This is a genomic window from Gordonia rhizosphera NBRC 16068, from assembly GCF_000298195.1.
Lineage (GTDB): Bacteria > Actinomycetota > Actinomycetes > Mycobacteriales > Mycobacteriaceae > Gordonia > Gordonia rhizosphera.
Window position 1 is genome coordinate 1 of the sequence record NZ_BAHC01000064.1, and the last position, 26,234, is coordinate 26,234.

Below are 26,234 nucleotides of genomic sequence, written 5' to 3' on the forward strand. Positions count from 1 at the left end.
GGCGCTGAGTCTCACCGGCAAGGGCGGGCAGGTCATCGTGACCGGCATGGGCAACTTCGCGTCGATGGACGCGCAGATGAACCTCTTCGAGCTCACGCTGCTGCAGAAGCGCGTGCAGGGAGCCATCTTCGGCGGCGCGAGCCCGCGGACGCAGATCCCGAATCTGCTCAACGAGTACCGTGCCGGAAAGCTCAACCTGGGCGACCTGACCACCCAGACGTATCGTCTGGACCAGATCAACGAGGCCTACGACGACATGCTGGAAGGCCGCAACATCCGCGGCATGGTCGTCTACACCGACGACGACTACTGATCGAGCGTTGAGCGAGCGCAGCGGGGAGTGGTCTCGATACGCCTCCTCGCTGCGCTCGTCGGCTACTCGACCAGCGGAAAGGTTGGTCGGCTACTCGACCAGCGGAAAGGTGCGGTCGGGTTCGAGGGCTGACTGGCCGACCTACCGCTGGACGCGCGCGTTCACCAGCAGGTTGAGGAACCGTAGGCCGAGGCCCAGGAGTACGAGGGTGCTCACCATTTGAATCGACACCGCGATCCGTGCCACCTGAGACGTTGCGGTGATGTCCCCGAAACCCGTCGTGGTGAAAACGGTCAGGCAGAAATACAGTGCGTCCACCCGCGTGAGATGCGCATTGAATTCTCTGTTCCCGTACTCCGAGAACAGGTAGTACGCCGTCGCGAACGAGATGATGTAGATGGCGGCCACGGCCACGAGCATCTCGATGGCGGTGGCGACCGGGTAAGGCGATCGCATGAAGTGACGGATCTCCCAGGCGACGAAGGCCGCCAGCAGCAGTGCGCCGATGGCCAGGCCGACCACGTTCACACTGCTGTCCTTGCTGATCGGCAGCAGGAAGTAGCCGGTCAGCAGGATCGCAGCGGCCCCGACGGGCCGCAGGATGGCCTTCACGACATCGCGTCGGGCGACATCTCCGTTGGTGAAGCGTCTCTGCGCCTCGCCGAGTCCCCCCTCCTGGTTCGGCACCGCGACTACCAGATCCGGACGCGTTCGGCTTTGTCCAGGTAGAGCGCATCTCCCGGCTCGACATCAAACGCGTCGTAGAAGGCGTCGATGTTGCGGATGACCCCGTTGCACCGGAACTCCGGCGGGGAATGCGGGTCGATCGACAGCCGGCGGATGGCCTCCGCGTCGCGGGTCTTGGTCCGCCAGATCTGCGCCCAGCTGAAGAACACCCGCTGAGCGCCGGTCAGACCGTCGATCGTGGGTGGTGTCGTGCCCTCGGTGGCCAACCGGTAGGCGACCAGTGCGATGGACAGCCCACCCAGGTCGCCGATGTTCTCGCCGATGGTGAACTCGCCGTTGACCTTGTACTTCGGGTCCAGTCCCTCCGGAGTGAACTCGCCGTACTGCTCGATCAGCTTGCGGGTCCGCGTCGCGAACTCCGCTCGGTCGTCGTCGGTCCACCAGTCGATCAGATTGCCGTCGCCGTCGTATTTGGCGCCCTGATCGTCGAAGCCGTGCCCGATCTCGTGGCCGATGACGGCGCCGATACCGCCGTAGTTCGCGGCGTCGTCGGCCTGCGGGTCGAAGAACGGTGGTTGCAGGATCGCGGCGGGGAAGACGATCTCGTTCATGCCGGGGTTGTAGTAGGCGTTCACAGTCTGTGGTGTCATGAACCACTCGTCACGGTCCACCGGCCCGCCGATCTTGCCGAACTCGCGGTCATGCTCGAACGACGATGCGCGTGCGACGTTGCCGATCAGATCGCCGCGGTCGACGACGAGCGTGCCGTAGTCGCGCCACTTGGCGGGGTAGCCGATCTTCGGGGTGAACTTGGCCAGCTTGGCCAGCGCCTTCTCGCGGGTGGCGGGCGTCATCCACTCCAGTTCGGAGATGTTACGGCGGTAGGCGGTGACGAGATTCTCGATCAGCTCGTCCATCCGCGCCTTCGCCTCGGGCGGGAAATGCTTGTCCACATACAGCTTCCCGACCGCGAACCCCATCGCGTTCTCGACGAAGCCGACACCGCGTTTCCAGCGGTCGCGGTTGGTCTCGGCGCCGGTGAGGGTGCGGCCGTAGAAGTCGAAGTTCTCGTCGACGAACTCCGCCGACAGATACGGAGCCGCCGACCGCAGCAGCCGCCACGTCAGCCAGGTCTTCCAGTCCTCCAGCGGGCGCGACGCGATCAACCCGGCGGCGCCGGTGACGAAGGACGGCTGGCCGACGACGACCTCGGCGAAGGTCGTGTCGCCCGTCGTACCCAGCCCGCCCAGCCAGGTGTCGATGTCGAAACCGTCGGCGGCCGCGGTGAGGTCGTCGAAGGTCATCAGGTTGTAGGTCAGTTCCGCGTCGCGGCGGCGGACCACGTCCCAGTGATACGAGGCGAGTGCCGTCTCGAGATCCAGGATCGTCGCGGCCCGGTCCTCGGCGTCGTCGAAACCTGCCAGCGCGAACATGCGAGCCACGTGGGCGCGATAGGCGTCGCGGGTCTCGGCGTGCTTGTCGTCGCGGTAGTACGACTCATCGGGCAGGCCGAGTCCGGACTGCCCGAGATGGACGAGATACCGGTCGGACTGTTTGGCGTCGGTGTCGACGTAGAACCCGAAGAGCCCACCGACACCGTGACGCTGCAACCGCCCGATGCGATGGCTCAGCTCTCCCACCGACGACACCGCCGCGATCTTGTCGAGTTCGCCGCGGATGGGTCCGAGACCGAGCGCGTCGATGTGGTCGGTGTCCATGAACGAGGCGTAGAGGTCACCGATCTTCTGCGCGTCGGTGCCGCTCTCCGGCGTCGACTCCGAGCACGCGGTGATGATGTCGCGCACGTTCTCCTCGGCGCGGTCGCGCAGGACGTGGAAGGACCCGTCGACCGAACGGTCCTCGGGGATCACGTGACTGGCCAACCACTTGCCGTTCACGTGCGTGTACAGATCGTCCTGGACACGGACGTCGTCGTCCATCCAGCCGAGATCGATGCCGGATACCTGCGTGGTGTCAGTCTGCGAAGCGGTCACCCGTCCATCCTGACATCGCATCGGTGATCCGTCAGCGAGCGGTCGCGATGCGCTCTGGGTTTGGAGTCATGACCACCACTCACGAGCCCGACACCTACGACGTCGTCGTGATCGGCGGCGGCCCGGCCGGCGAGAATGCCGCCGACTACGCCGTCCGCGGCAGTGACCGCACCGCGGCGGTCGTCGAGCACGAACTGCTCGGCGGTGAGTGCTCGTATTGGGCGTGCATGCCGAGCAAGGCGCTGCTCGGTCCGGGCGCCGCGCTCGCGGGCGCGGCCGGGCTCCCCGGTGCGTCGGAACGGCTCGACGGCACCACGCCCGACGCCTCGGCGGTGCTGCGGTGGCGCGATACCGTCACCCACGGCCGTGACGATTCGTCACAGGTCCGGTGGGCCGCGGGAGCCGGGATCGAGGTGATCCGCGGGCACGGACGCATCGTCGGGGAGCGGGAGGTCGTCGTCGGGGAGCGGGTCGCGGCGGGTCTGACCGGCCGTGGCGCCGTCATCCGGTTCGGCGCGCAGATCGCCGCGGTCGACCGGCCCGAGCCCGCTGACACCGGATACGGCCACCTGCACGGCGGCCCGGCGCGGGTGACGATCACCGACCGCGTACGCGCCGACGAGGTGGCTGTCGATGAGGTCCTGGTCGCGGCCGGACGGCGGCCCTCGACGACCGGGTTGGCCCGGCCCGCGACGACGGGCTCGATGTCGTGGTGGCCGAGACCTCGATCTCAGTGGCCGGGTCGTACCTGGTGAGTCCGGATTATTCCGGGCACGCCAAGCTGGTGATCGACGCAGCGCGCGGGGTCGTCGTCGGTGCGACATTCGTCGGCGCCGACACCGCCGAACTGGTGCATGCGGCGACGGTCGCCATCGTCGGTGAGGTGCCCCTCGAGCGGCTGTGGCATGCGGTGCCGTCGTATCCGACGGTCAGCGAGGTGTGGCTGCGGCTTCTGGAACAGGTGTGCTGAGCACGGTGGACGTGAAACCGTGCACGATCGACGGGGTGGTGTGCACGATCGACGTGGCGTGCACGGTCGACGGGGAGCGGCGGCAGATCACGACATGAGATCGCGCAGGTCACGGTCCATCGCCCAGATCAGCACCTCGGCGTCGACCGTCGCGGTCAGCTGTTCGCCACCCAGATCCGCGCCGCGCACGGCATCCCCCTCCGTCAGCGCCGCATCGGCCAGGGTCACCGCGCCGCGGGTGACGAACACATGGGTGTGACGGGCCGAGGGCAGACGGATCGACGAGCCGCCCCCAATCCGCGCCGCGTACAGCGTCGTGGTGCGGTTCGCTATCCGGATCGCCGAATCCAGCGCCGGATCACCCGAGGCCACCGCCACCAGCCGGCCGTCGATCAGCTCGTCACCGATGTCGAGCTGGCTGTAGGACGGGGCGAGTCCGAGCTCGTCGGGCATGACCCACATCTGCACGAACCGGACCGGTTGGCCGCCGGCCTGCGGGCGGTGCGGCCAGGTGTCGTTGCGTTCGGAGTGTTCCACCCCGGTGCCCGCGCTCATCCGTTGCGCCAGTCCGGGATACACGATCCCGGAATGCCCGGCCGAATCCTGGTGTACCAGTGAGCCGGACGTGACCCAGGTGACGATTTCGGACTCGCGATGCGGATGAGGGTCAAAGCCCTGTAACGGTGCGACCACATCATCGTTATTTACCAATAGGACCCCGTGATGGGTGTTGGATGGGTCGTAGTGATCGCCGAAGGAGAAACTGTGGCGGGAGGTAAGCCAGTCGGTCGTCGTGACCGGGCGGTCTCCGGCCGGGATCACTCGAAAGCCCATAACTCATTATGGATTGATCCCGGGGGAGGTTCGCCATCGATGACGCCGGTCACACCCCAACAGCCCCGAGACTCTATCGTGATCTCTCGGATCCCCGAATGGAAGCTGACGCCGTCGAAATCCGGTGTTACAGGAGTGAAAATTGAGGCTATGAAGATCTGGGTGAAGCGTGCGCCGAAGCTGGCCTGCGCGCTGGCCGCATGCAGCGCTCTTCTCGCGCTGAACGCCTGCGGCAGCGGCGCGGATGGTGGCAGTGCTGCCTCCGCAATCCAGAGCTTCGCCGCGGCGATCGATCAGCAGGACGCGGGTGCGGCGGCAAAGTTCACCACCGCACCCGGCCAGGCCGGTGCGGCACTGCAGCAGACCCTCGAGGGGATGCATGCCGAGAAGGTCGACATGTCGGTGGTGAACCCCGTCGAGTACAGCGACGGAACGGCCTCCTTCTCGCTGAAGACCACCTGGCACTGGGCCGAGGACCGGGAGTTCGAGACAACGAGTTCGGGCACCGCGCGTCACCTGTCGACGGGGTGGAAGATCACCTGGGAGCCGTCGGTCATCTATCCGAACATGCCGACCGGGGGCTCGCTGCGGGAGATCCGCACCGATGCCACGCCCGCCCCGAAGGTGCTGAGCACATCCGGCAAGACCTTCATGTACCAGCAGCCGGTCAACGAGATCGTTCTCGACCCGGCGCGGACGACGAACCTCACTGCCTCGGTTCGCGCCCTCGCACGGACCCTCGCCCCGATCGCTCCGCTGATCACCGCAGACGTCATCTCCAAGCAGCTGACAGCGAACCCCGGCAAGCCGATCACCGCGGTGATCTTGCGTGATCCCGACATGACCGTGCTGGAGTCGGACCCCGGGAAGGTGCCCGGCGTCAGCGTCCACAAGTCCAGCATGCTGCTGATGAAGGATCGTCGCCTCTCCTCACCGCTCGAGGACGGGCTCACCAACTACTGGCAGGCGATCCTGGATGCCACCGCCGGCTGGCAGGTGCAGCTCGTCGGCCCGGGTCTCAAGCCACGCAAACTCGCCGGCGAACAGGGGCCGCCCGGGCCGAACGTCAACACGACGATCGATCAGAACCTGCAGCTCACCCTCGGTGACGCTGCGGTCGAGGTCGGGCAGCCTGCGACGATCCTGGCGCTCGACGCGTCGAGCGGCGCGATCCTGGGCATGGCCCGCAACAGTTACGCCGTGGACCGTGGCATCAACGTCGACGGCGTGTATCGGGTCGGCAGCTCACTCGATCCGGTGCTGTCGGCCATCGACAAGGCCGCCACCGACGGGCAGGCGCGTGGCGACCTGATCGATCGCCTCGGGCTCGGCGTGCAGTTCACCGTCGCCGGTGCGAGCACACCGACGGACGGTCAGCCCGGTGTCGCCACCGTCGACTTCCGCTCCGGTGACGTCAACGCATCGATGATGAACATGGGTGCGCTCGGCGTGGCGCTGGCGCGCAGCTCGAAGGGACAGCTGTCCTCGGTGGCGCCCTACGTGGTCAAGGGTGTGCCGACCACGGTGTCCGACGGTGATCTCGGTCAACTGCCGGCTGGACTTGTGCAGCCGATCCTCAAGGCGATGTCGGTCACCGCGGCGACCGGTGATGCCAGCGACCTGACCGGGGCTCCCGGACTGCGCGCGCTGGTCGGCACCAACGGCCCGCAGGGACCCGGCTGGTTCGTGGGCGTGCAGGGCGGCAAGGTCATCGTCATCTACTGCGAGGGTGAGCGGTCGGGGACCGCGGCGCTGCAGGTCGCCCAGAAGTACTTCCGCATCAAGTGACCGGAAGAGATCAGGCGGCCCGCCGCCGGGAGACGAACGCGGCCACCCCACGCCACCCCAACAGGAACAGCGCGAGGACCACGCTCGCGACGATGACGAAGCTGACCGCGACACCCTGGTGCAGGAGATAACGCAGGATCATCCCCACCGTGACGGTGCAGAACCAGATCATCAGACCGGCCGGTGCGATGCCCTCGGGACGGAAGTCGTGCCCGAACCAGTCGCTGGACCGGACATGGGAGTACACGTAGGCGATCGACCAGCCGGCCGCGGCTCCCACGAGGAACGGCCACAGGGTCTGCAGGACCCCGATGATCGCGAATCCTTCGTCGTGACTGGAACGACCGATCAACACGAACACGGTCACCGCCACGACATCGATCAGGGCGGTCACCGGCACCGGTAGCACCGCACGCGAGGTCGGTGCGTCGTCCGCGGCGACGGGTCGGGTCCTCGACATGGCCATCACGGTAGCGGGTCGTCGGGCCTGCGTGCATCTTCGCCACCCTCGTCCGGGTCGTTGGCGCGCTCGGGTTCGGCGAGTTCGCCGTACTCGATGTCGTGCTCGATCTCCTCCTCGAGGGTGTCGCCGGTCCTGATGCGGTTGCGGAACCTGAGTAGAACGACCACCCAACCGATCGCCGCGATCAGCACGTAGCTGATCAAGCGGTACACCAGCACGGCGGTGATCGCGTCGGCTGCGGGCATACCCGCGCTGGTCAGGGCGGGTACCAGGACGGCATCCACCACGCCGATGCCGCCCGGCAGCAGCGGGATCGCGGTCCCGACAGCCTTCCCGGCGGCGTAGGCGACCATGAGGCCGGCGATGCTCGGGTGGGCGCCGACCGCCCAGCACGCGAAGGCCAGACAGGCGACGTCGGCGACCCAGTTGAAAAGGCTCCATCCGAACGACACGGCGAGTTCGCGCTGGGTCAGCTGTACGGCGCGCAACTGTTCGAGGGTCTCCAGCACCCGGTCGCGGCCCTGGCCGCGGGGCTTGTTGCGGAACTGGTTCCACCACTCCAGCACCCGGAAGAGGGTGCTCTGCAGGGATTCCGGGTGGCTGGCGAGGTACTGGAACACGACCGCTACGGCCAGCAGACCGACGATCGAGAAGATGACCGAGAACGGACTGGTCTTGGCACCGGCGAGCAGGGCGCCGCCGAACCCCAGGACCGCCAGGCCCACACCCGCGAGCAGACCCGACATCACGACCTGCCACGAGGCGACCACCGGCGTCGCCCCCCACTTGCGGGTCTCCCGGTAGACGAAGGCCGGGGCGATCACCGGACCGCCCGGCATCGTCTGACTGACCGAGTTCGCCGCGAGAATCACCGACAGCGACTGCCACTGGGACACCCCGACCCCCGCCGACCGCAGCAGGGCGCGCTGTACCTGAGCGAAGCTGTCCATCGACAGGAACACGGCAATGATGCTGGCGACGATCCACACCCAGTCGAGGTCGCCGATGCGTTGCCAGGCCTCCTCCAGGCTCGGCGCGATCAGGACCACCTCGACGGCGAGGACGACCATCACGAAAGCGAGGAGTACCCAGCGAAGCCACCAGAAGCGGGGTCTGGTGGTCGCCCGCCCCCCGCGCGACCCCTCCGAGTACATAGCCCACACCATATCCACAGGTGGCTTGACATCGGATACACACGGATAGGCTGGCCACCGTGACGGATGCCGAGACCGCTGTCCGATCGGGGGACGACCGAGGGCCCGTCGACCGGGCTGCGATGGACCGCGAGAAGGTGCACCCACTGGTGCGTGCGACCGCCGAATGGGCCTGGCGGTTGCTGGTGATCGCCGCCGGGGCTTATGTCGGGCTCCTGCTGTTCCGGCAGTTCGAGCAGGTGCTGGTACCGGTGGCGCTGGCCGTGCTGGGCGCCGCGATGCTGGTGCCGGTGGTGGATTTCCTCGATCGCCGTGGTCTGCCGCGATCACTGGCTGTGCTGATCGTGCTCGTGGTCGCGTTGGGGTTGTTGGCGACCGTGCTCACCTTCGTCGTGCAGGAGTTCATCGACGGCTTCCCGGATCTCACCAAACAGATCACCGTGACCGTCGACCGCAGCCGGGAGTGGCTGGTCCGGGGCCCGTTCCAGATCAACGACGCCCAGGTGGGCAGCATCGGCACCGACATCACCAACTTCCTGCAGCACAATCAGGACAAACTCACCAGCGGCGCGGTGGCCACCGCGACGACGGCCACCGAGATCATCGCCGGTGCGCTGCTGTCCGTCTTCGTCCTCATCTTCTTTCTTTACGGCGGTGGACAGATCTGGACCTTCGTCACCAAGCTCATACCGCGCGGGACGCGCGGCCGGGTCCGGGCCGCCGGGAACGCCGGGTTCGGCACCCTGGTCGGCTACGTCCGGGCGACCGTCGCGGTGGCCTTCGTCGACGCCGTCGGTATCGGGATCGGCCTCGCCATCCTGCGGGTACCACTGGCGTTGCCGCTGGCCTCGCTGGTGTTTCTCGGTGCGTTCGTGCCGATCGTCGGTGCGCTGGCGACGGGCACCCTTGCCGTGCTGGTTGCGTTGGTCACCCAGGGTTGGATCGCCGCCGTCATCGCGCTCGGCATCGTCGTCGGCGTGATGCAGCTGGAGAGCCATGTGCTGCAGCCGTTCCTGCTCGGAAGGTCGGTGCGGCTGCATCCTGTCGCGGTGGTGCTCGGCATCGCGGCGGGCATCGTCGCGGCCGGCATCGTCGGCGGTCTGCTGGCGGTCCCGATGATCGCGTTCGCCAACACGGCCATCCGCCACCTCAACGGCACCGCGCGGCGCGCCGCGCTCGGCGCCCACGAGGCGATGTATGTGGCCGAGCCCGACGAGCCGCGGTGGGATCGTTTCGATGCGGTCGACGAGGCGGTGGCGGGTGAGGACGAGGACGCACCGCCCGATCCGGCCCCCGGCCGGCAACCCCGCGACAATGACTGAACGGCGATGACCCAGCGATCCGCGGCGCGGACAAGCCGGGCGGCCGCCCTGACCAGGGCCGTCGACACCGATCCGGCCGGTCCGCTCTGGCGTGGCGCGCAACTCTTCCGCCTGGTGTCCTATCTCTACGCGCTGGGCTTCCAGATCGCGGTCAACGACGACCTCGCACACGGTGAGGTGGCCTGGGTGCTGTTCGGTCTGCTGTCGGCCGCGACCGCGGCATGCGGGATCGCCTACTATGTCGGCTTCGGCCGCAACGTGTACTGGGTGGTCGCCGAAGTGGTCGTCGCCTGCGCGATGATGGCCTCGACATCCTATGTGGCCACGACGACGTGGGCGATGAACAATCAGACCTGGCCGACGACGCTGTGGGCGGTCAACGCGGTCATCTCGGTGGCGCTGTTGGGCGGCCCGATCTGGGGCATCGTCGCCGGCCTGGTCGTCGGCGGCACGAGTGTGTTCGTCAAGGGCGCCATCGATCTGAACTTCGGGCGCAACGCCACCATCATCATCGTGGTCGCCACCGGGATGGCCGTCGGGCTGGCCGCGGTCATCGCCCGCCGGGCCCACGAGGTACTCGTCACCGCGGCGGGGATCGCCGCGGCCGCCGAGGAGCGCGAACGGCTGTCCCGCGAGGTGCACGACGGTGTGCTGCAGGTGCTGGCGCTGATCTCCCGTCGCGGTCGCGAGATCGGCCGCCCGACAGCCGAACTCGCCGAGATGGCGAGCGAGCAGGAGCGGACGCTGCGGCGACTGATCTCCGGTTCGGCGACCGACATCGCCGTGGATGCGGCGTCCACGGATCTCGGTGGGCTGCTACGGGGTTTCGCCACGGGGCGGGTGTCGGTCAGCGCTCCCGCGGCTCAGGTCCTCGTCGATCCGGTTGTCGCCGAGCAGATCCGGTTGGTCGTCGGCAACGTGATCGACAACACCGAACGCCATGCCGGGGCGGATGCGCGGGCCTTCGTGCTGCTCGAGGACCTGGCCGATCATCTGGTGATCAGTATCCGCGACGACGGGGTGGGGATCGCCGAGGGTCGCGTGGCGGAGGCGCAGCGGCAGGGGCGGATGGGGATCTCGAAGTCGATCATCGGCCGGATAGAGGCGCTCGGCGGAACCGCAGTCCTCGAATCCGGACACGGGCTGGGCACAGAATGGGAGTTGACGATTCCGGTGGAGCGGGAGGAACCGTGACCGAGCACGGCAGGCTGCGGGTGATGGTCGTCGACGATCACCCGATGTGGCGCGACGGGGTGGCTCGTGACCTCGAGGAGGAGGGGTTCGACGTCGTCGCGACCGCCGACGGGGTCGGCAGTGCGGGCCGCCGGGCCGCCGCGGTGATCCCCGACGTGGTGCTCATGGACATGCAGCTGCCCGACGGCAACGGCGCCGAGGCGACCGCGGCGGTGCTGGCCTCCTCGCCGTCGAGCCGGGTGCTGGTGCTCTCGGCATCCGACGAGCGTGACGACGTGCTGGGCGCGGTGAAGGCCGGAGCGAGCGGCTATCTGGTGAAGAGCGCGTCGAAGACGGAGCTGATCGCGGCGGTCCGGGCGACCGCCGCCGGGCAGGCGGTCTTCACACCCGGGCTGGCCGGGCTGGTGTTGGGCGAGTTCCGGCGGATGTCGTCGACACCGGACCCGGACCGCGGCGGGCCGTCGTTGACCGCGCGGGAGACAGAGGTACTCCGGTACGTCGCAAAAGGCTTGAGCGCCAAGCAGATCGCCAGTCGCCTGTCGTTGAGTCATCGCACCGTGGAGAACCATGTACAGGCGACGTTACGCAAGCTTCAGCTCGGCAACCGGGTCGAATTGACCCGCTACGCGATCGAGCACGGTCTCGACGAGTAAGACCAGCGAAAAGCACCCCACGCTTGTGCGCGGGGTGCTTCTCGCCGGTCTGGCGTGCTATTCGGCCGTGGCCAGCTTCCCGGCCGGAACCCGATCGGCCGCGTGGACCGATGCCCGGTGCTGTTGCGGCACGAACATCGTGGCCCCCGCACCGGCGAGCGCGATGCCGGCGAAGATGTAGAACGCGGTGTTCGACGAGACGCCCGCGCCGATGAGCAGACCGCCGATCATCGGTCCGACGATGCCGCCCAACCGGCCGAATCCGGCGCACCATGCCACACCCGCCGCACGTGCCGAGGTCGGGTAGTAGTTCGACACGTAGCCGTAGATCAGCACCTGTGTACCGATCGTCCCGGTCCCGGCGACCGCGACCGCGGCGAGTAGCACCGGCAGCGAGAACCCGAGAGTCAGACCGACCAGCGCGAAGGTGGCCAGGCAGAACGACGTTGCGACGATGCGCTGCGGGCCGCGGCGATCCGCGAGCCGTGCCGCGATGAGCCCGCCCACGATTGCGCCACCGTTGAGGACCAGCAGGAACGACAGCGAACCCTTGGCGTTGAACCCTGCCGACTTCATGATCTGCGGCAGCCAGGTGTTCAGGCCGTAGGTGAGCAGCAGTCCGGCGAAGCTCATCAGGCCCAGGAGCAGGGTCGGGAGGGCGAATCGTCGCGAGGCGAGGGCGGCGAAGCCCACCCGCTCGGTCACCGGCTCGACGGTGCCGGCGGGACGCGGGTCGAGATCGACAGGGATGCCGGTGTTGATGCCGATGGCGCGGGCCTCGTCGATGCGGCCGCGGGAGACCAGCCACTGCGGGGACTCGGGCATCTTGAGCAGGGCCAGCGGCAACAGGGTGACCAGCGGGAGCGCGCCGATCCAGAACAGTCCGCGCCAGCCGAGGTGGTCGGCGAACAGCAGCGCGAGGACCGCGGCGATGACACCACCGAACGGGACGCCGCTGTAGACGATGGCGTTGAACAGGTTGCGCTTCGAGGTCGGCGCGAACTCGGCCACCAACGCGCCGACGGTCGCGACGAGCCCGCCGATGCCGACGCCGGTCAGGCAGCGCAGGGCACCGAAGGTGACGACGTTGTGGGCGAGTGCGGTGGCGCCCATTCCGACCGAGAACCAGACGATGTTCATCAGCATCATCCGGCGACGCCCGACCCGGTCACCGAAGGTGCCGGCGATGAATGCGCCGATCATCATGCCGATGAGCGCGTAGGAGCCGAGGGCGCCGGCGGTGCCGGGGCTCAGCTGTCCGAGTTGGGTCGGGTCGTCGAGCAGGGTCGGTAGGACCGTTCCGTACACGACCAGGTCGTAGCCATCGAACACGATGGCGATGGCGGCAAGGGTCACGATCCAGAGCACGCTGCGTTTGTGCTGCGCGCTGGTCCAGGTTGTGGGTGCGGTCATGGGCTGCCTCCGTAGTGGGTGTTCTGGGAGACAATCCTGCGTGGCTGTGTATCCGATCACATCAGGGCATTGGCCAGTCCTGACCAAGGGCACCTTTGATAGCCGGGGCCGCGCTATTGATAAACGGCGTGTGTCAGCTCTCCGAGCGGCTGCGGCGCAGCAGGTCCTGGACGCTGATCTGCGAGCCGCCGCCGTCCTCGTCGGAGCGGGCGTGCCGGTCCGAACGGCGCGGGCCGTCGGGCCGGTCGTCGGGTGCCGGTCGGTTCTCGCCGTTCGATCCGGTCGGACGCGACGTCGGGGCCGGAGCCGGGGCCGCACGCTGTGCCTCCGGTGCGATCGACGCCGCCAGTGGGCGCTTGCCGGTGGTGTCGAGGGCGGGCCGTCGTCCCAGATTCGAATTGTCGGGAGCCGGCCCGGACGCCTCGGTGCCCGCCAGGTGGATGCCGCCCGCGCCCAGACGCCATCCTCCGGTGTCGGGACTGTCGGACTTGGCACGGCGAGACCGTGGACCGGGTGCGGGTGGCGCGACCCGCGCGGGCGGCGGCCCGGGCGGTGTGGCGTTGCGCGCCGGTGCTGGTGCCGGTGCCGGTCCAGGTGTCGGTGTCGGTCCAGGTGCAGGGCGCTCAGCAACCGCGGCCGGGCCGCGGGACCGTTGCGCGCGCGGTACGGCACGGCCACTGAGGGTGGCCGGACCGGCTGCGGTCCGGGGTGCTGCGGCCATCCGCGACGTCGGTGCCTCCGCGACGACGGTGCCCGCCGACCGGCTCCGCGCGGCGGCACCGTCGCGCAGCTCGTCGGGCTCGTCGTCGAGGACCGTCTCACCGAGCCCGATCTTCTGCTGCATGACCCGCATCCAGCGGGGAGCCCACCAGCAGTCGTCGCCGAGCAGCTTCATGACCGACGGCACGAGCAGCATCCGGATGATGGTGGCGTCCAGGATGAGCGCGGCGATCATGCCGTAGGCGATGTACTTCATCATCACGATCTCCGACAGCCCGAAGGCGCCGGTGACCACCACCAGGATCGCTGCTGCCGCGGTGATGATCCGACCGGTGTGCGCGGTCCCGACCCGCACCGCCTCGGTGGTGCTCGCACCCTTCTGCCGCGCCTCCACCATCCGCGACAGCAGGAAGATCTCGTAGTCGGTGGACAGGCCGAACACGATCGCGATGATCAGCACCAGCACCGCCGCGAACAGCGGGCCGGGGGTGAAATTGGCGATCGACGCGCCGTGGCCGTCGACGAAGATCCAGGTCAGGATGCCCAGCGTGGCGCCGAGCCCCAACGCCGACATCAGCGCCGCCTTGATGGGCAGCACGAGCGAACCGAATGCCAGGAACATCAGGAAACCGGTCACCAGCACGAGCAGCACCGCCATCAGCGGTAGCCGTGACAGTAGGGCATCGATCGAGTCCTGGGTCAGCGCCGGTGTGCCGGCCACCCACATCGTCAGACCCTGGGTGTCGATGGCGCGCAGTTCCTTGATCGCCTCACCGGCGGTGGTGCGGTCGATCAGGCCCGCCGACATCTGCAGGATCTGCGGTCCGTTGTCGCCGTACTGCCCGGTCAGCGCGCCGCCGTCGGACGACGGGCTGAACTGCTTGGTGAAGCCGGGGATCGCGTTGGCCGCGTCGGCGATCTGGGTGATCTTCTCGCCGCTGTCGTTGTCGTTGGGGTCATAGGCGATGACGAGTTTGATCTCTTCGGTGCGTTCGGTCGGGAAGTACTCGTCGAAGTGCTCCTGGGCGACCCGGTTGGGGTTGTCCGGCGGCAGATAGGCCTCGCTGATACCGCCGAACTTGATCCCGCCGAACGGGATGGTCAGGACGAGCAGCAGCAGCACGGTGGGTACCGCGGTGGCGACCGGATGGCGCATCACCCAGCCGGCCAGCCGACCCCAGAACCCGCTCTCGATCTCCTCGCGGGTCTTGGTGCGGCGCAGGAACGGCAGGCTCAGGGCGTCGATCCGTCGCCCGAGGATCGACAGGATGGCCGGCAGCACGGTGATCGACAGGACGGCGGCGAGCGACACCGACGCGATCGCGCCGTAGGCGACCGATTTCAGGAAACCCTGCGGCATGATCAGCAGACACGCCAGGGCGGCGACGATGATGGTCGCGGAGAACACGACGGTCTGCCCGGCCGTCATCACGGTTCTTCGGACCGCGGCCTTCGTCGAATAACCCTCGGCCAGTTCCTCGCGGAATCGGCTCACGATGAACAGGCCGTAGTCGATGGCGATGCCCAGGCCGATCAACGTGACGACCGACTGGGCGAAGATGTTCAGCTCGGTGACCTGGGCGAGGAACTTCATGATGCCCAGCGACCCGGCGATCGTCAGACCACCGATCAAGACCGGCAGGAACGCGGCAACCACGCCGCCGAAGACGAAGAACAGCATCACCGCGACGACGGGCAGCGCGATGAGCTCGGCCCGGCGGATGTCCTCGTCCATCCCGTCGGCCATACTGCCGGCCACCGGTTGCAGTCCGGCGAGCTCGAAGTTCGTGCCCTCGAGGTTGAAGCGCTGCGCGATGTCGTCGAAGAACGGCTCGATCGTCTTGTAGTTGGCCAGCACCGTCGTGTCGTCGTCACCGGTGACGCCGATGCTGATGAACGCGTGGCGACCGTCGGAAGTGAACGTCCGCGCCCGGATCGTCTCCTGGGCCGCCTTGGCTGTCTGCGTCTGATCCCGCAGGTAGAACGGGTCGATGACGCCCGGATCCTCGCGGTTGACGATGTCGGGATGCTCGGCGATCAGCTCGTCGACGAAGTTCTCCACCTTCGCGCCGAACTCCGCGTCGTCGACGGTGGTGCCCTCGGGCGGGGTGATCAGCAGGATCACGTCCGAGCGGTGGTCGCGGCCGAGCGCGATGTCGGCGACCTTCGACCCCTTCACCGACTCCGACGTCGGGTCGAACCACCCGCTCTGGCTGAGATGCTTCCCGAGGTCCAACCCGTAGAGGCCCAGACCGGCCATCAACGCGATGAGCACCGCGATGACCGCGAAGCGCATTCGATAGACGAATGTGCCGATGGCTCCGAACACGCCTGTTTCCTTCCTGGGGGTCGACGACGGTTGATTCTCTCAGCCGGTCCTGAGTGATGGCTGAGGCGGTGGGACCGCTCGGGGACGGTACCGGAGTTCAGTGCAGCAGGGCCTGCAGAGGCCGGAACGGTGTGAGCCAGGCCCCCTCGTCGGGCAGGGAGTCGAGACCGATGCGCGGCAGCGGCTCCCGAAACACGCCCGGTATGTCCTCCAGGTCGACGAACTCCAATTCCTCGGTGGTCAGGGCCCAGCTGACGTGCTCACGGAACCCGATCACCGTGACCGGCGTCCCGTCGCCGACCACCTCGAGCAGCGGCTCCCGGAACGCCTGCCCGTCGGCCGAGGCGACGATGAGCCCAGCTAGTCCCACAGTGTGCCTGCGAAGTTCGATGTGGTCGAGCATGTCGGCGTCGACATCGCTGTCCTCGGACAGTTTCGGCTTGGCGAACACCGCGTAGCCGACGTTGCGGAGGGCATCCACCCACGGCCGCACCACGTCGGCGCTGCCGGGGGCGATGTTGGTGAACACGGTCGCCTCGGGTTCGACCCGCGCGTCGGGGCCCGCGGCCCGCGAGACGTCCGCGGTGCGCTGCAGCAGCCAGCGGCCGAGCGCGTCGAACCGCGGCCGGTACGCCGCGGTCGGGCGGCCGCCGAGGATGGCGCCGAGCCCCATGTCCATGTTCGGGGCGTCCCAGACCAGCAGCACCCGCCGCGCCCCGCTCGCACCGGAGATGGTCTCGGCGAACCTGCGACCGGGATCATCTGCGGTGGAAGGGGTTTGGGTGGCGGTGTCGTCGGTCATGAGGTGACCCCTTCGGTCTGCGGTGGTGCCGGCGGGACGGGTCGCACGTAGACGAACTCGTTGACGTCGCGGCCCTCGCGTTCGGCGCGGCCCTCAAACTTCGTGGTCGGCCGTTCCAGAAGGAACGGCGCCTCCCGCGTCAACGGGATCACGTGTGGACGATCGGCGCGCTGGGTGGCAAGACGCTCGGCGATCCACTCCGCGTAGTCGGCATGGTCGGTCGCGATGTGCAGCACGCCGCCCGGGCGCAGCCGGTCGGCCATCAGCTCGATGGTGCCACTCTGCAGCAACCGTCGTTTGTGGTGGCGTGATTTCGGCCACGGATCGGGAAAGAAGACCCGAATCCCGGTCAGGCTCTCCGGCCGCAGCAGCTCGGTCAGTACCACCATGGCGTCGCCACGGACCATCCGGACGTTGGTGAGCCCGTTGCGGTCGACGAGCCCGACGAGCTGGGCGAGACCTGGCCGGTAGACCTCCACGGCGAGGACGTCCACCTCGGGTTCGGCCGCCGCCATCGCGACCGTGGAGATGCCGGTCCCGCTGCCGATCTCGAGGATCACCGGTGCTACCCGACCGAACAGGTCCGGAAGGTCGAGCGTCGGGTGGGACGTGGGTTCGGAACCGGTCAACAGGTCGAGGCCGAGCCGTGGCCACAGTGTGTCCCAGTTGCGCTGCTGACCGGGCGTCAGGGTGCCCCGACGGAACCGGAAACTGGTCACACGCGGGTACGCGCGCGTCTGATCGAGGCTCTCGCTCACCCGACCATCGTTGCGCATCGGGCGTCGTCGGGGACAGTCGACACCCGTTTTCCGCCGGTCAGGCGGGCGTGGCGGCGGGCGGGACGCTAGATTGCCTGGCATGGGGGACGCCGCGACGATCGAGTCCACCGGCGTGTTGGCCCGGATGGCGGAGGCGGGGCGCCTCGGCGACCTCGTCGCCCCCACGTCGGCGGCGCGCGCCGACCTCGAGGCCGCCGGCCGCCGCTACGCCCGACCGCTGCACGTCGAGATCTGCGGACGGCCCGGAACTGGCCGCGACACCCTGGCTCGCGCGATGCGTGAGCGCCTGGCGGTGAGCGCCATCGGACCCGGCGAGTCCACCGGACCGGCCGCGGACGCCGACCTGTGGATCCACCTGCTGGGCGGCCCGCCGCGCCGAGCCGATCACGACCTGCTGTCGTCGTTGCCGGCCGACCGCACGATCGTGGTGCTCGGGAAGGCCGACACGCACGGCGAACCCTCGGTGGCCGCGGCCGTGGCCGCCGACTGCGCGCGCAGCCTCGGCGTCGAGGTGCCGGCGGTATCCCCACTGCTGGCCTGCAGTGATCTCGCCGACGAAGAGTTCGTCTACCTGCGCCGTCTCGCTGCGGCGGGTGCAAAGATGCCCCCGATGACCGGCCGATTCCTCACCGGAACCCTCGCCGAGGGCCCCGACCGGCCCGGATCGGAGCCGTCCGGAGGGGACGAGCGCGCGCTGCGGACCGGACTCCTGCGGCGGATCGACCGGTTCGGGATCGCCACCGCGCTGCGGCTGATCGCCGCGGGCGGCCCGGCGGGCGGGAGCGCCGGGGCGCTCAATCGTGCGCTCCACGAACTCAGCCGGCTCGACCGCCTCGTCCCGCCGATCCGCGGGCGCGTCGAACGCGTCCGGTTCTGGCGGCTGGCCGAATTGCGTGCTGCGCTGGAACTGACCGCCGCGCGCGGCCACGACCGGGAGACGATCGAGCATCTGCTGCGCGCAGGGGGCGTGTGATGACGCGCGCGTCGACGCCGACGGACATCGCATGTCGCGAGCTGGTCTCGCAGGTCCGTGGGCTCACCGGGTTCGACGCCGCCGCACTCGACGGCCGCGGCGCAACGGTCTCCGTCCACGGGATCGGCGGAACCGGCGTGACGACGCTCATCGAGGCCTGCCGCGCCATCGACGCCACGGTCGTCGTGCGCAAGGGGTGTTGGGGCCCGCAAACCGACGACCCGACCGTGGGTATCGCCCTGTTGGTGGTGGACCCGACCTCGTCGGTGGCGGAGGAGGAGAAACGGGCCGTCGAACAATTGCGGGTGCGCTTCGGGATCGTCGCGCTGGTCTGCACCAAGATCGACGCGTTCTGGGAGTGGCCGCGCATCCTGCGGGACCACCGCGCCCTGCTCGACCCCCACCACCGGCTACCGGTGTTCGCGGTGTCCTCGACGGCAGCGCTCGCCGGTGCCGTCGACGACTCCGGCATCCCGGCACTGCTCGCGTGGATCACCGAGCACCTCGGAGCACCCGACGAACTGCGCAGCGCCCGCGCGCAGGTCGCCGCCGCGCTCGGTGCCGTCGAACACGCCGAGGCCGAGCTGACCGCACAGACCGGCCCCGCCGCGACGGAATCGAGGGTGCAGCAGCTCACCGCGCGCCGCCGCAGGCTGGTGGAGTCCCGGGACCGCGGTCGTGCCGACCGTCTGGCGTCGGCCCGCGCCGGTCTGACCCGCGCCCGCGGTGAAACCCTCGCCGAGGTCGCCGCCGGGACCCGCGCCCTGGCGGCGGCGGCCACCACCCGCTGCCGGACGGTCACCGCCGGCACCGCCGATGACTACGCGAACTGGCTGAGCGGCGAGATGGGTGTGTTCGGCGACCAGGTGGACCGTGCCACGGACGAACGCATCGTCGAGGTGCGGGCCGCCACCATGCTCGGGATCGACGCGGGCGCGGCCGACCCTGACGACCCGGACCCTCACGCGCCCGACCCGACCCCCACCCGGCCGGTCCCGTCCGGAAGACGCGGTGGCGAGGACGCCATCCTCGTTCTCATCGGCGCCTCGACCGGACTCGGCGTGGGCCGGCTGATCGTCGCGCCCATGGCCGGAGTCCAGACCCTGCAGTGGGTGAGCATGCCGCTGACGCTGATCCTCGGTGTCGCGGTCGCGGCCTGGGTGATCCGGGTGCGCCGTACCGCCGCACTCCGGTCGGAGATACGCGCCTGGAGCACCGACGCGATCAGCGGGCACCGGAATCGTCTCGAACACCGGGCCGGGATGCGTCTGTCCGGCGCCGAGCCGCGTCTGATCAGCCAGGTCAATCGCCACTACGATCGCCGTGCCCGCCAGCTCGGGGCCGAGGTCGCCGAGATCGACGAAGCGCTGCGGGCGACTCGTGCCGGCCCCACGCAGGACCAGCAGACCCGTCTGCGTCGGATCCGGACGTTGCACCGCGACCTGGCCGGACTGTCGGCGGACTTGGCGGGAACCGATCGAGAGGCCGGTGCGTCCTAGTGTGGTGTGCGTGATGAGGGGAGAACGATGAGGGGAGAACACAGTGGACATGTCATTCCTCGGTGACGAGTCGTTCGCCGACGATCCGGACGGCGCGGTCCACGATGTCGCCCAAGTGATGCCCGGCGACGATCTCGACGACCCCGGGAACCACCTGTGGATGCACGCCGACGGGCGGGTGTGGGATCTGGGACCGGCCGAACTCGACACCGACGACGACGGCGTGAGCGACTCACTGACCCGCAACGGGCCCGACGGGATCACCGTCTACACCGATTCCGACCGCGACGGTCAGGTCGACAAGATCACCAACGTCGACACACAGGGAGTGTTCTCCTCCCGGGCACTCGATCCGGACAGCGGAATCTGGGTGCCGACCGATTCGGGCCGGCTGGGCTAGTGACACACCACAGTGTGGTTTGCCTCACTTAACGGTGGTGGGCTGGGGCGAAAACACCAGGAACGTCGGTTGCCAAGCCGGGAAATGTGGGATAGGCCGCATCTGGGCAAACCCGGTACCGAGCGGCCGCTCGCTGAACGTATCCTTAGATCACGACGACATCGCCGACGGCGTTCTGCACCGTGCCGTCACCTCGGAGGAGAATCCCACATGACTTCAGCCACGATTCCTGGACTGGACCCCAACACCGCCCCCACGAAACACGCCGGGCTGCTGGCCTGGGTGGCCGAGATCGCAGAGTTGACCCAGCCGGAACGTGTCGTGTGGTCCGACGGCAGTGACGAGGAGTGGGATCGCCTCACCACGCAGCTGGTGGAGGCAGGCACCCTGGTCAAGCTCAACGAGGACAAGAAGCCCAACTCCTTCCTCGCCAACTCCGACCCCGCCGACGTCGCCCGCGTCGAGTCACGCACCTTCATCTGCTCGAAGACCGAAGAAGACGCGGGCCCGACGAACAACTGGGTCGATCCGGCCGAGATGCGCGCCACCATGACCGAGCTGTACCGCGGATGTATGCGCGGTCGCACGATGTTCGTCATCCCGTTCTGCATGGGCCCGCTCGGTTCCGACGATCCGAAACTCGGTGTGGAGATCACCGACTCCGAGTACGTCGTCCTGTCCATGAAGATCATGACCCGCGTCGGCCCGGAGGTCCTCGACCTGCTCGGCGACGACGGCTTCTTCGTCAAAGCACTGCACTCGGTGGGCGCACCGCTCGAGGCCGGGCAGGCCGACGTGCCGTGGCCGTGCAATACGGAGAAGTACATCACCCACTTCCCCGAGGACCGCGAGATCTGGTCCTTCGGTTCCGGCTACGGCGGTAACGCCCTGCTCGGCAAGAAGTGCTACGCGCTACGTATCGCCTCGGTGCTGGCCCGCGACGAGGGCTGGCTCGCCGAGCACATGCTGATCCTCAAGCTCACCAGCCCGGAGAAGAAGGTCCACTACGTCGCGGCGGCGTTCCCGAGTGCCTGCGGCAAGACCAACCTCGCGATGATCCAGCCAACCATCCCGGGGTGGACCGCCGAGACCGTGGGCGACGACATCGCCTGGATGCGATTCGGTGACGACGGCCGCCTCTATGCCATCAACCCCGAGTTCGGCTTCTTCGGCGTCGCGCCCGGCACCAGCGATGACTCGAACCCGAACGCGATGCGGACCATCGAGGCCGGCAACACGCTGTACACCAATGTTGCGCTCACCGACGACGGCGACATCTGGTGGGAGGGCATCGGCGGGGAGAAGCCGGCGCATCTCACCGATTGGACGGGCAACGACTGGACCCCGGACTCCGACCAGAAGGCCGCGCACCCGAACTCGCGCTATTGCACCCCGATCTCGCAGTGCCCGTCGCTGGCCCCGGAGTGGGACGACCCGCAGGGTGTGCCGATCTCGGCGATCCTGTTCGGCGGACGCCGCAAGACGACCGTCCCGCTGGTCACCGAGGCTCGTGACTGGCAGCACGGTGTGTTCATGGGTGCCACCGTGGGTTCCGAGCAGACCGCGGCCGCCGAGGGCAAGGTGGGCACCGTCCGCCGCGATCCGATGGCAATGCTGCCGTTCCTCGGCTACCACGTCGGCGACTACTTCGCGCACTGGATCGACCTGGGCAAGAATGCCGACGCGCAGAAGCTGCCGAAGGTGTTCTACGTCAACTGGTTCCGCCGCGGCGACGACGGCCGTTTCCTGTGGCCGGGCTTCGGCGAGAACAGCCGCGTGCTCGAGTGGATCGTCGGCCGGATCGAGGGACGCAACGAGGGACTGTCCACCCCGATCGGAATCGTCGCGAAGCCCGAGGAGATCAATCTCGAGGGTCTGGACGACGTTCCGGCCGAAGACGTCGCCGCCGCGCTGGCGATGAACCCCGACGAATGGCGTCAGGAGCTCCCGCTGATCGAGGAGCTGTTCGACTTCGTCGGCGACAGGCTGCCCAGCCCGCTGCGCGACGAACTCGACCACCTCAAGCAGCGACTCAGCTAGGGCCCACCGGAACCCGACCGCCCAACCGGCACCACGGAGGCCGAGAGAACCCGAAAATTCGCCGAGAGAACCCAGCCCGTTGATCGGGTTGGGTTCTCTCGCGCTATCCCTGGGTTCCCTCGGCGAATTTCGGGTTCTCTCGGCGCGAAAGGGGGTTCCCTCGGCGAAATTCGGGGCGCCGTCGGGGGCATCCTGGGTTCCCTCGGCGAGGGGGAGCTGGGCTTTCGACGCGAACGGGGCGGGAGAGATCGGGTAGGGTGACCACCCATGAGACTTCGCTTGTGGGGGGCGGTGCTCGTAACCGCCGGTGCCGTGGGTCTTTCCGGAACGACGGTGGGGGCTGCCGATGCGGCCCCGGCACCGAAGACCGTGGTCTCGTTCTACACCGACTCCACGACGATCGGCCGTCTGATCCCCACCTTCGGTGCCATCTCGGGCATCGACCGGACGGGCAACGGTCAGTACGTCCTGGTGTCCACCGATGTCGGCAGGCTCGGTCCGGCGCGCTTCTACACCGCGACCATTCCGTACAACTCGGGGACGGGTTTCGCCGGCGGTCCGGCCGCCGACAGCGGCTCGCCCTTCGTCGGGTTCGGGTCGTCGAACATCGAAACCGGTTCGTCGATGCTCGCAGGACCGGCGGTCGCCGGCGGCGGCACGATCCTGGGCCCGGGGAACCTGCCGATGCTGCCCGGTGCTGCGCAGTTCGAGGGGATCCGTGCCGTCGGCGACGACTACGTGGTGGCCAGTGGCGGTGCGCATCAGTTCGTCCGCGTCCTCGGCCGCAACGGCAGTTATCTTCGGGACCTCCCCCTGCCGAGCGCGTATCGGGTGACGTCGAAGACCGGGCTCAACGGACAGCTCGGGCTGACCGGTGTCGCGGTCGGCCCGGGCAATCGGATCAGCGCGATCACGGCCGGCGGGCTCAAACAGGACCCGCGCACGTCGGCTCGCCTGATCACCTGGGCGGGCCGCGGGACGTCGGAGTACGTGTACCGCACCGACCGCGACAAGGTCGCCGCGGATGTGTTGTCGGTCAACAACACCGATTTCCTGGTGCTCGAGCGGGGCAAGGGTCGTGTGACGCGGATCTACTGGACGACCACCCGGGGTGCGCAGGCGGTGTCGGGTAAGAAGAAGCTCGCCGGTACCGAGAAGGTGATGCCCAAGAAGCCCATCTTCTCCACCGCGCCGCTCCAGGAACTGACGGCCGGCAACATGTCCGGATTGGCCTGGGGCAACTGGATCCCGGGTCCTCGGGGTCAGAAGTATCGGGCCCGGACCCTGTTCGTCGTCACCAACGACGTGTTCGCCGGACCGACCCGGATCCACTCGCTCGAGGTGCAGTTCCCGAAGGGCTGACCCGCCTCGGGGTCATCTCAGGGTGATACCCGATGTCCAAGCTGGCGAGGATTTGGCATCGTGGAGCCATGACAACGGCGCACACCGATAGCCCCGCTCTGCAAACACGCAAGATCGCGGCCGGTGCCGAGGACCTGACGAAGGTCTACGGCTCCGGCGATACCACCGTCGAGGCCCTGCGCGGTATCACCATCGACTTCCCGGCCGGGCAGTTCACCGCCATCATGGGTCCCTCGGGGTCGGGCAAGTCGACCCTGATGCACTGCCTGGCCGGACTGGATGTCGCGACCAGCGGGCGGGTGAGGATCGGCGACGTGGAGCTGACCGGTCTGTCCGACAAGGCGATGACCATGCTGCGGCGCGACCGCATCGGATTCGTGTTCCAGTCGTTCAACCTCGTGCCCACGCTCAGCGCGGCCGAGAACATCACCCTGCCCGTCGACATCGCCGGCCGCGACATCGACAAGGAGTGGTTCGACGCGGTGGTGGGGCGACTGGGCATTGCCGATCGTCTCGACCACCTGCCCAGCGAACTGTCCGGCGGTCAGCAACAGCGTGTGGCGTGTGCCCGTGCTCTCGTCGACAAGCCGGAGATCATCTTCGGCGACGAGCCGACCGGCAACCTCGACTCGCGGTCGTCGGGTGAGGTGCTCGACATCCTGCGTGCGGCCACCGACGAGTTCGGCCAGACGGTGGTGATCGTGACGCACGATCCCCGGGCGGCCTCATACGCGGACCGGGTGGTGTTCCTCGCCGACGGGAAGATCGTGCGCGAACTGACCAGCCCGTCGGCCGACGACGTCTTCGAAGTGATGAAGAACCTCGACAACGGGCCGGCGACCGCCGAGGCGGGCTCCCCGGAGCCGGCCACCCCCGCCGCCGACGGCGAATCCGAGCAGGTCGGCTGACACATGGCCTCCTCGGTGATGCGCCGGGTTTCGTTGCGAAACCTGCGGGCGCACAAGCTCCGCCTGTTCCTGACCGTCTTCTCGATCGTGCTCGGGACCTGCTTCGTGGCCGGGTCGATCGTGTTCACATCGACCGTCTCCAAGGCCTTCAACGACATCTTCGACAACGCCGCCCCCGGTGTCGCGGTGGAGATCACGCCGAAGAACTCGCAGTCCCCGGGCGTGCCGCAGTCGGTGGTCGACGAGCTCACCGCCCAGAAGCAGGAACTCGGCATCGACCGGATCGTGCAGAACTACACCGGGCTGGTGACCATCGCCAACAGCGACGGGAAGGCGTTGCAGACCGGCGGGGCACCCAGTGTCGGCACCGCCTACATCCCCCCCGACCAGTCGCTCGACCCGGGCGCCGAGCCGCTGCTGCCGGGTGGACGGGCGCCCACCGCCCCCGACGAGATCGTGCTGAACTCGTCGGCGGCCAAGGAGGCCGGTCTCGAGGTCGGGTCGACGACGAAGGTCGTCCTCGGCCAGGGATCGGCGCAGCCGCGCGAGGTCACCGTTGTCGGCCTGATCGAACTGCCCGGGTCCACCGGCGGTTACGTCAACGTCCAGTTCGACAAGACGACGGCGAGCCAGTTGTTCTCCGACGGTGACCACGCCGCGCAGGTCGACATGTCCGCGGTCGACGGCGTGACACCCGACGAACTCAAACAGCGCGTCGAGAACGCCCTGCCCGCCAACACCTACGAGGTGCGGACCGGGGATCAGGTGCGTCAGGATCAGAAGGACAGCGTCAACGAGTTCCTGACGATCTTCACCGCCATCCTGTTGGCGTTCGCGGCGGTCGGACTCATCGTCGGTACTTTCATCATCTACAACACCTTCTCGATGATCGTCGCGCAGCGGAACCGGGAACTCGCACTGCTGCGGGCCGTCGGCGCCAGCCGCAAGCAGGTGTCGCGCTCGGTTCTGTTCGAGGCCTTCGTGGTCGGATTGATCGGCGGCATCGTCGGCCTCGGTATCGGCATCGGGCTCGCGGCCGGCCTGCAGGCCTTGACGACAGCGATGTCGGGACTGCCCGACGCTCCGCTGCAGATCGGCGTCCCGGCGATCACCGCGGCCCTGTTCGTCGGCGTCGTGGTCACCATGATCAGCGCCTGGGTACCGGCCGTGCGCGCCTCGAAGGTGCCGCCGGTGGAGGCCATGCGGGCCGGCATGGCCGAGGGGACCGCCGCATCGCTCCGGATGCGTACCGTCGTCGGCGTCCTCCTCGGCGTGGCCGCGCTGGTGGTGATCATCATCGGCGCCACGGGAGTCGGAGTCGGACCGGCGATCGCCGTCGGTGCCGGTGCCGCCATGGCCATCGCGGCCGTGGTGCTGGCCGGTCCCGCGATGTCACGGCCCGTGGTCGGTGCGCTGGGATCGGTGATCGGCGCCCCGTTCGGCAAGATCGGCCGGTTGGCCCGTACCAACGCGGTCCGCAATCCGCGGCGCACCTCGGCCACGGCGTTCGCCCTGACGCTGGGTCTGCTGCTGGTGGCGGTGATCGGCACGCTGGGGACCTCGTTCAAGGGCACCGTCAACGAGATGGTGGACAAGGGCCTGACCGCCGATTTCATCGTCGCCGGGACCAACAATCT

General features: G+C 68.4%; 20 protein-coding genes and 2 pseudogenes. 13 read left to right on the forward strand and 9 right to left on the reverse strand.

What is annotated here, in order from left to right:
* Positions 1–313 (forward strand): annotated as a pseudogene (locus tag GORHZ_RS07200) (alcohol dehydrogenase); the annotation flags it as partial.
* A gap of 141 nt (positions 314–454) precedes the next feature.
* Here the strand turns inward: GORHZ_RS07200 and GORHZ_RS07205 are convergent.
* Positions 455–1,000 (reverse strand): potassium channel family protein, encoded by a 546-nt coding sequence (locus GORHZ_RS07205; protein WP_006331584.1) that lies wholly within the window; start codon positions 998–1,000, stop codon positions 455–457.
* 5 nt (positions 1,001–1,005) lie between these two features.
* Complete coding sequence (locus tag GORHZ_RS07210; RefSeq protein ID WP_040530581.1) at positions 1,006–3,015, reverse strand: M13 family metallopeptidase; 2,010 nt, start codon at positions 3,013–3,015, stop codon at positions 1,006–1,008.
* Positions 3,016–3,062: 47 nt separating this feature from the next.
* On the opposite strand from GORHZ_RS07210, the pseudogene GORHZ_RS07215 reads away from it, so the two are divergent.
* Positions 3,063–3,964: pseudogene (locus GORHZ_RS07215) on the forward strand (FAD-dependent oxidoreductase).
* 87 nt (positions 3,965–4,051) lie between these two features.
* Here GORHZ_RS07215 and GORHZ_RS07220 read toward each other — a convergent pair.
* Entirely contained in the window at positions 4,052–4,798 is a 747-nt protein-coding gene (locus GORHZ_RS07220) for a pirin family protein (protein WP_006331588.1), read from the reverse strand.
* Positions 4,799–4,948: 150 nt separating this feature from the next.
* Here GORHZ_RS07220 and GORHZ_RS07225 point away from each other — a divergent pair, with 150 nt between their 5' ends.
* On the forward strand, positions 4,949–6,586 hold the full coding sequence (locus tag GORHZ_RS07225) for an NTF2-like N-terminal transpeptidase domain-containing protein (RefSeq protein WP_006331589.1): 1,638 nt from the start codon (positions 4,949–4,951) through the stop codon (positions 6,584–6,586).
* A gap of 10 nt (positions 6,587–6,596) precedes the next feature.
* Here GORHZ_RS07225 and GORHZ_RS07230 read toward each other — a convergent pair whose 3' ends face one another.
* Complete coding sequence (locus GORHZ_RS07230) at positions 6,597–7,052, reverse strand: DUF3054 domain-containing protein (protein ID WP_006331590.1); 456 nt, start codon at positions 7,050–7,052, stop codon at positions 6,597–6,599.
* Entirely contained in the window at positions 7,052–8,203 is a 1,152-nt protein-coding gene (locus GORHZ_RS07235; protein WP_051998793.1) for a lysylphosphatidylglycerol synthase transmembrane domain-containing protein, read from the reverse strand. Before GORHZ_RS07235 ends, GORHZ_RS07230 begins: the two co-directional genes overlap by 1 nt.
* A gap of 59 nt (positions 8,204–8,262) precedes the next feature.
* On the opposite strand from GORHZ_RS07235, the gene GORHZ_RS07240 reads away from it, so the two are divergent.
* Genes GORHZ_RS07240 through GORHZ_RS07250 form a run of 3 tightly spaced genes read left to right on the forward strand, consistent with a single transcriptional unit; the run spans position 8,263 to position 11,372 of the window.
* Positions 8,263–9,525 (forward strand): AI-2E family transporter, encoded by a 1,263-nt coding sequence (locus GORHZ_RS07240; protein WP_006331592.1) that lies wholly within the window; start codon positions 8,263–8,265, stop codon positions 9,523–9,525.
* Positions 9,526–9,531: 6 nt separating this feature from the next.
* Positions 9,532–10,719 carry a MacS family sensor histidine kinase gene (gene macS, locus GORHZ_RS07245; protein WP_006331593.1) on the forward strand — a complete coding sequence of 396 codons (1,188 nt, stop codon included), beginning with the start codon at positions 9,532–9,534 and terminating at the stop codon, positions 10,717–10,719.
* Positions 10,680–11,372: a response regulator gene (locus GORHZ_RS07250; protein ID WP_040530584.1), complete on the forward strand. Its 693-nt coding sequence runs from the start codon at positions 10,680–10,682 to the stop codon at positions 11,370–11,372. The genes macS and GORHZ_RS07250 overlap by 40 nt, the downstream gene beginning before the upstream one ends.
* Positions 11,373–11,429: 57 nt before the next feature.
* On the opposite strand, the gene GORHZ_RS07255 is transcribed toward GORHZ_RS07250, so the two are convergent.
* From GORHZ_RS07255 to trmB, 4 genes are all read right to left on the reverse strand, one after another.
* Complete coding sequence (locus GORHZ_RS07255) at positions 11,430–12,785, reverse strand: MFS transporter (RefSeq protein ID WP_006331595.1); 1,356 nt, start codon at positions 12,783–12,785, stop codon at positions 11,430–11,432.
* A gap of 133 nt (positions 12,786–12,918) precedes the next feature.
* On the reverse strand, positions 12,919–15,834 hold the full coding sequence (locus tag GORHZ_RS07260) for an MMPL family transporter (protein WP_006331596.1): 2,916 nt from the start codon (positions 15,832–15,834) through the stop codon (positions 12,919–12,921).
* Positions 15,835–15,931: 97 nt separating this feature from the next.
* The gene (locus GORHZ_RS07265; protein WP_006331597.1) at positions 15,932–16,636 is read right to left on the reverse strand and encodes a PIN domain-containing protein; all 705 of its coding nucleotides are present in this window, start codon (positions 16,634–16,636) and stop codon (positions 15,932–15,934) included.
* Entirely contained in the window at positions 16,633–17,412 is a 780-nt protein-coding gene (gene trmB / locus GORHZ_RS07270; RefSeq protein ID WP_006331598.1) for a tRNA (guanosine(46)-N7)-methyltransferase TrmB, read from the reverse strand. Before trmB ends, GORHZ_RS07265 begins: the two co-directional genes overlap by 4 nt.
* A gap of 82 nt (positions 17,413–17,494) precedes the next feature.
* Here trmB and GORHZ_RS07275 point away from each other — a divergent pair, with 82 nt between their 5' ends.
* From GORHZ_RS07275 to GORHZ_RS07305, 7 genes are all read left to right on the forward strand, one after another.
* The gene (locus tag GORHZ_RS07275; protein WP_006331599.1) at positions 17,495–18,388 is read left to right on the forward strand and encodes a hypothetical protein; all 894 of its coding nucleotides are present in this window, start codon (positions 17,495–17,497) and stop codon (positions 18,386–18,388) included.
* A complete protein-coding gene (locus GORHZ_RS07280; protein WP_006331600.1) occupies positions 18,388–19,887 on the forward strand; it encodes a GTPase domain-containing protein in 1,500 nt (499 codons plus the stop codon). The genes GORHZ_RS07275 and GORHZ_RS07280 overlap by 1 nt, the downstream gene beginning before the upstream one ends.
* A gap of 49 nt (positions 19,888–19,936) precedes the next feature.
* Positions 19,937–20,287, forward strand: a complete 351-nt coding sequence (locus GORHZ_RS07285) for a DUF6802 family protein (RefSeq protein ID WP_051998794.1) — start codon at positions 19,937–19,939, stop codon at positions 20,285–20,287.
* A gap of 210 nt (positions 20,288–20,497) precedes the next feature.
* Positions 20,498–22,327 carry a phosphoenolpyruvate carboxykinase (GTP) gene (locus GORHZ_RS07290; protein WP_006331602.1) on the forward strand — a complete coding sequence of 610 codons (1,830 nt, stop codon included), beginning with the start codon at positions 20,498–20,500 and terminating at the stop codon, positions 22,325–22,327.
* 267 nt (positions 22,328–22,594) lie between these two features.
* The gene (locus GORHZ_RS07295; RefSeq protein WP_006331603.1) at positions 22,595–23,689 is read left to right on the forward strand and encodes an esterase-like activity of phytase family protein; all 1,095 of its coding nucleotides are present in this window, start codon (positions 22,595–22,597) and stop codon (positions 23,687–23,689) included.
* 68 nt (positions 23,690–23,757) lie between these two features.
* Complete coding sequence (locus tag GORHZ_RS07300; RefSeq protein WP_006331604.1) at positions 23,758–24,597, forward strand: ABC transporter ATP-binding protein; 840 nt, start codon at positions 23,758–23,760, stop codon at positions 24,595–24,597.
* Between the two features lie 18 nt (positions 24,598–24,615).
* The coding region (locus GORHZ_RS07305) for an FtsX-like permease family protein (RefSeq protein WP_040530593.1) at positions 24,616–26,234 on the forward strand (1,619 nt) is incomplete at its 3' end.

Excerpts from the sequence above, each read along its gene's own strand:
- GORHZ_RS07210 (WP_040530581.1), bottom strand. The coding sequence starts at position 3,015 with ATGCGATGTCAGGATGGACGGGTGACCGCTTCGCAGACTGACACCACG.
- GORHZ_RS07220 (WP_006331588.1), bottom strand. The coding sequence starts at position 4,798 with ATGGGCTTTCGAGTGATCCCGGCCGGAGACCGCCCGGTCACGACGACC.
- GORHZ_RS07225 (WP_006331589.1), top strand. The coding sequence starts at position 4,949 with ATGAAGATCTGGGTGAAGCGTGCGCCGAAGCTGGCCTGCGCGCTGGCC.
- GORHZ_RS07230 (WP_006331590.1), bottom strand. The coding sequence starts at position 7,052 with ATGGCCATGTCGAGGACCCGACCCGTCGCCGCGGACGACGCACCGACC.
- GORHZ_RS07235 (WP_051998793.1), bottom strand. The coding sequence starts at position 8,203 with ATGTACTCGGAGGGGTCGCGCGGGGGGCGGGCGACCACCAGACCCCGC.
- macS (WP_006331593.1), top strand. The coding sequence starts at position 9,532 with ATGACCCAGCGATCCGCGGCGCGGACAAGCCGGGCGGCCGCCCTGACC.
- GORHZ_RS07250 (WP_040530584.1), top strand. The coding sequence starts at position 10,680 with ATGGGAGTTGACGATTCCGGTGGAGCGGGAGGAACCGTGACCGAGCAC.
- GORHZ_RS07255 (WP_006331595.1), bottom strand. The coding sequence starts at position 12,785 with ATGACCGCACCCACAACCTGGACCAGCGCGCAGCACAAACGCAGCGTG.
- GORHZ_RS07265 (WP_006331597.1), bottom strand. The coding sequence starts at position 16,636 with ATGACCGACGACACCGCCACCCAAACCCCTTCCACCGCAGATGATCCC.
- trmB (WP_006331598.1), bottom strand. The coding sequence starts at position 17,412 with ATGCGCAACGATGGTCGGGTGAGCGAGAGCCTCGATCAGACGCGCGCG.
- GORHZ_RS07275 (WP_006331599.1), top strand. The coding sequence starts at position 17,495 with ATGGGGGACGCCGCGACGATCGAGTCCACCGGCGTGTTGGCCCGGATG.
- GORHZ_RS07280 (WP_006331600.1), top strand. The coding sequence starts at position 18,388 with ATGACGCGCGCGTCGACGCCGACGGACATCGCATGTCGCGAGCTGGTC.
- GORHZ_RS07285 (WP_051998794.1), top strand. The coding sequence starts at position 19,937 with ATGTCATTCCTCGGTGACGAGTCGTTCGCCGACGATCCGGACGGCGCG.
- GORHZ_RS07290 (WP_006331602.1), top strand. The coding sequence starts at position 20,498 with ATGACTTCAGCCACGATTCCTGGACTGGACCCCAACACCGCCCCCACG.
- GORHZ_RS07295 (WP_006331603.1), top strand. The coding sequence starts at position 22,595 with ATGAGACTTCGCTTGTGGGGGGCGGTGCTCGTAACCGCCGGTGCCGTG.
- GORHZ_RS07300 (WP_006331604.1), top strand. The coding sequence starts at position 23,758 with ATGACAACGGCGCACACCGATAGCCCCGCTCTGCAAACACGCAAGATC.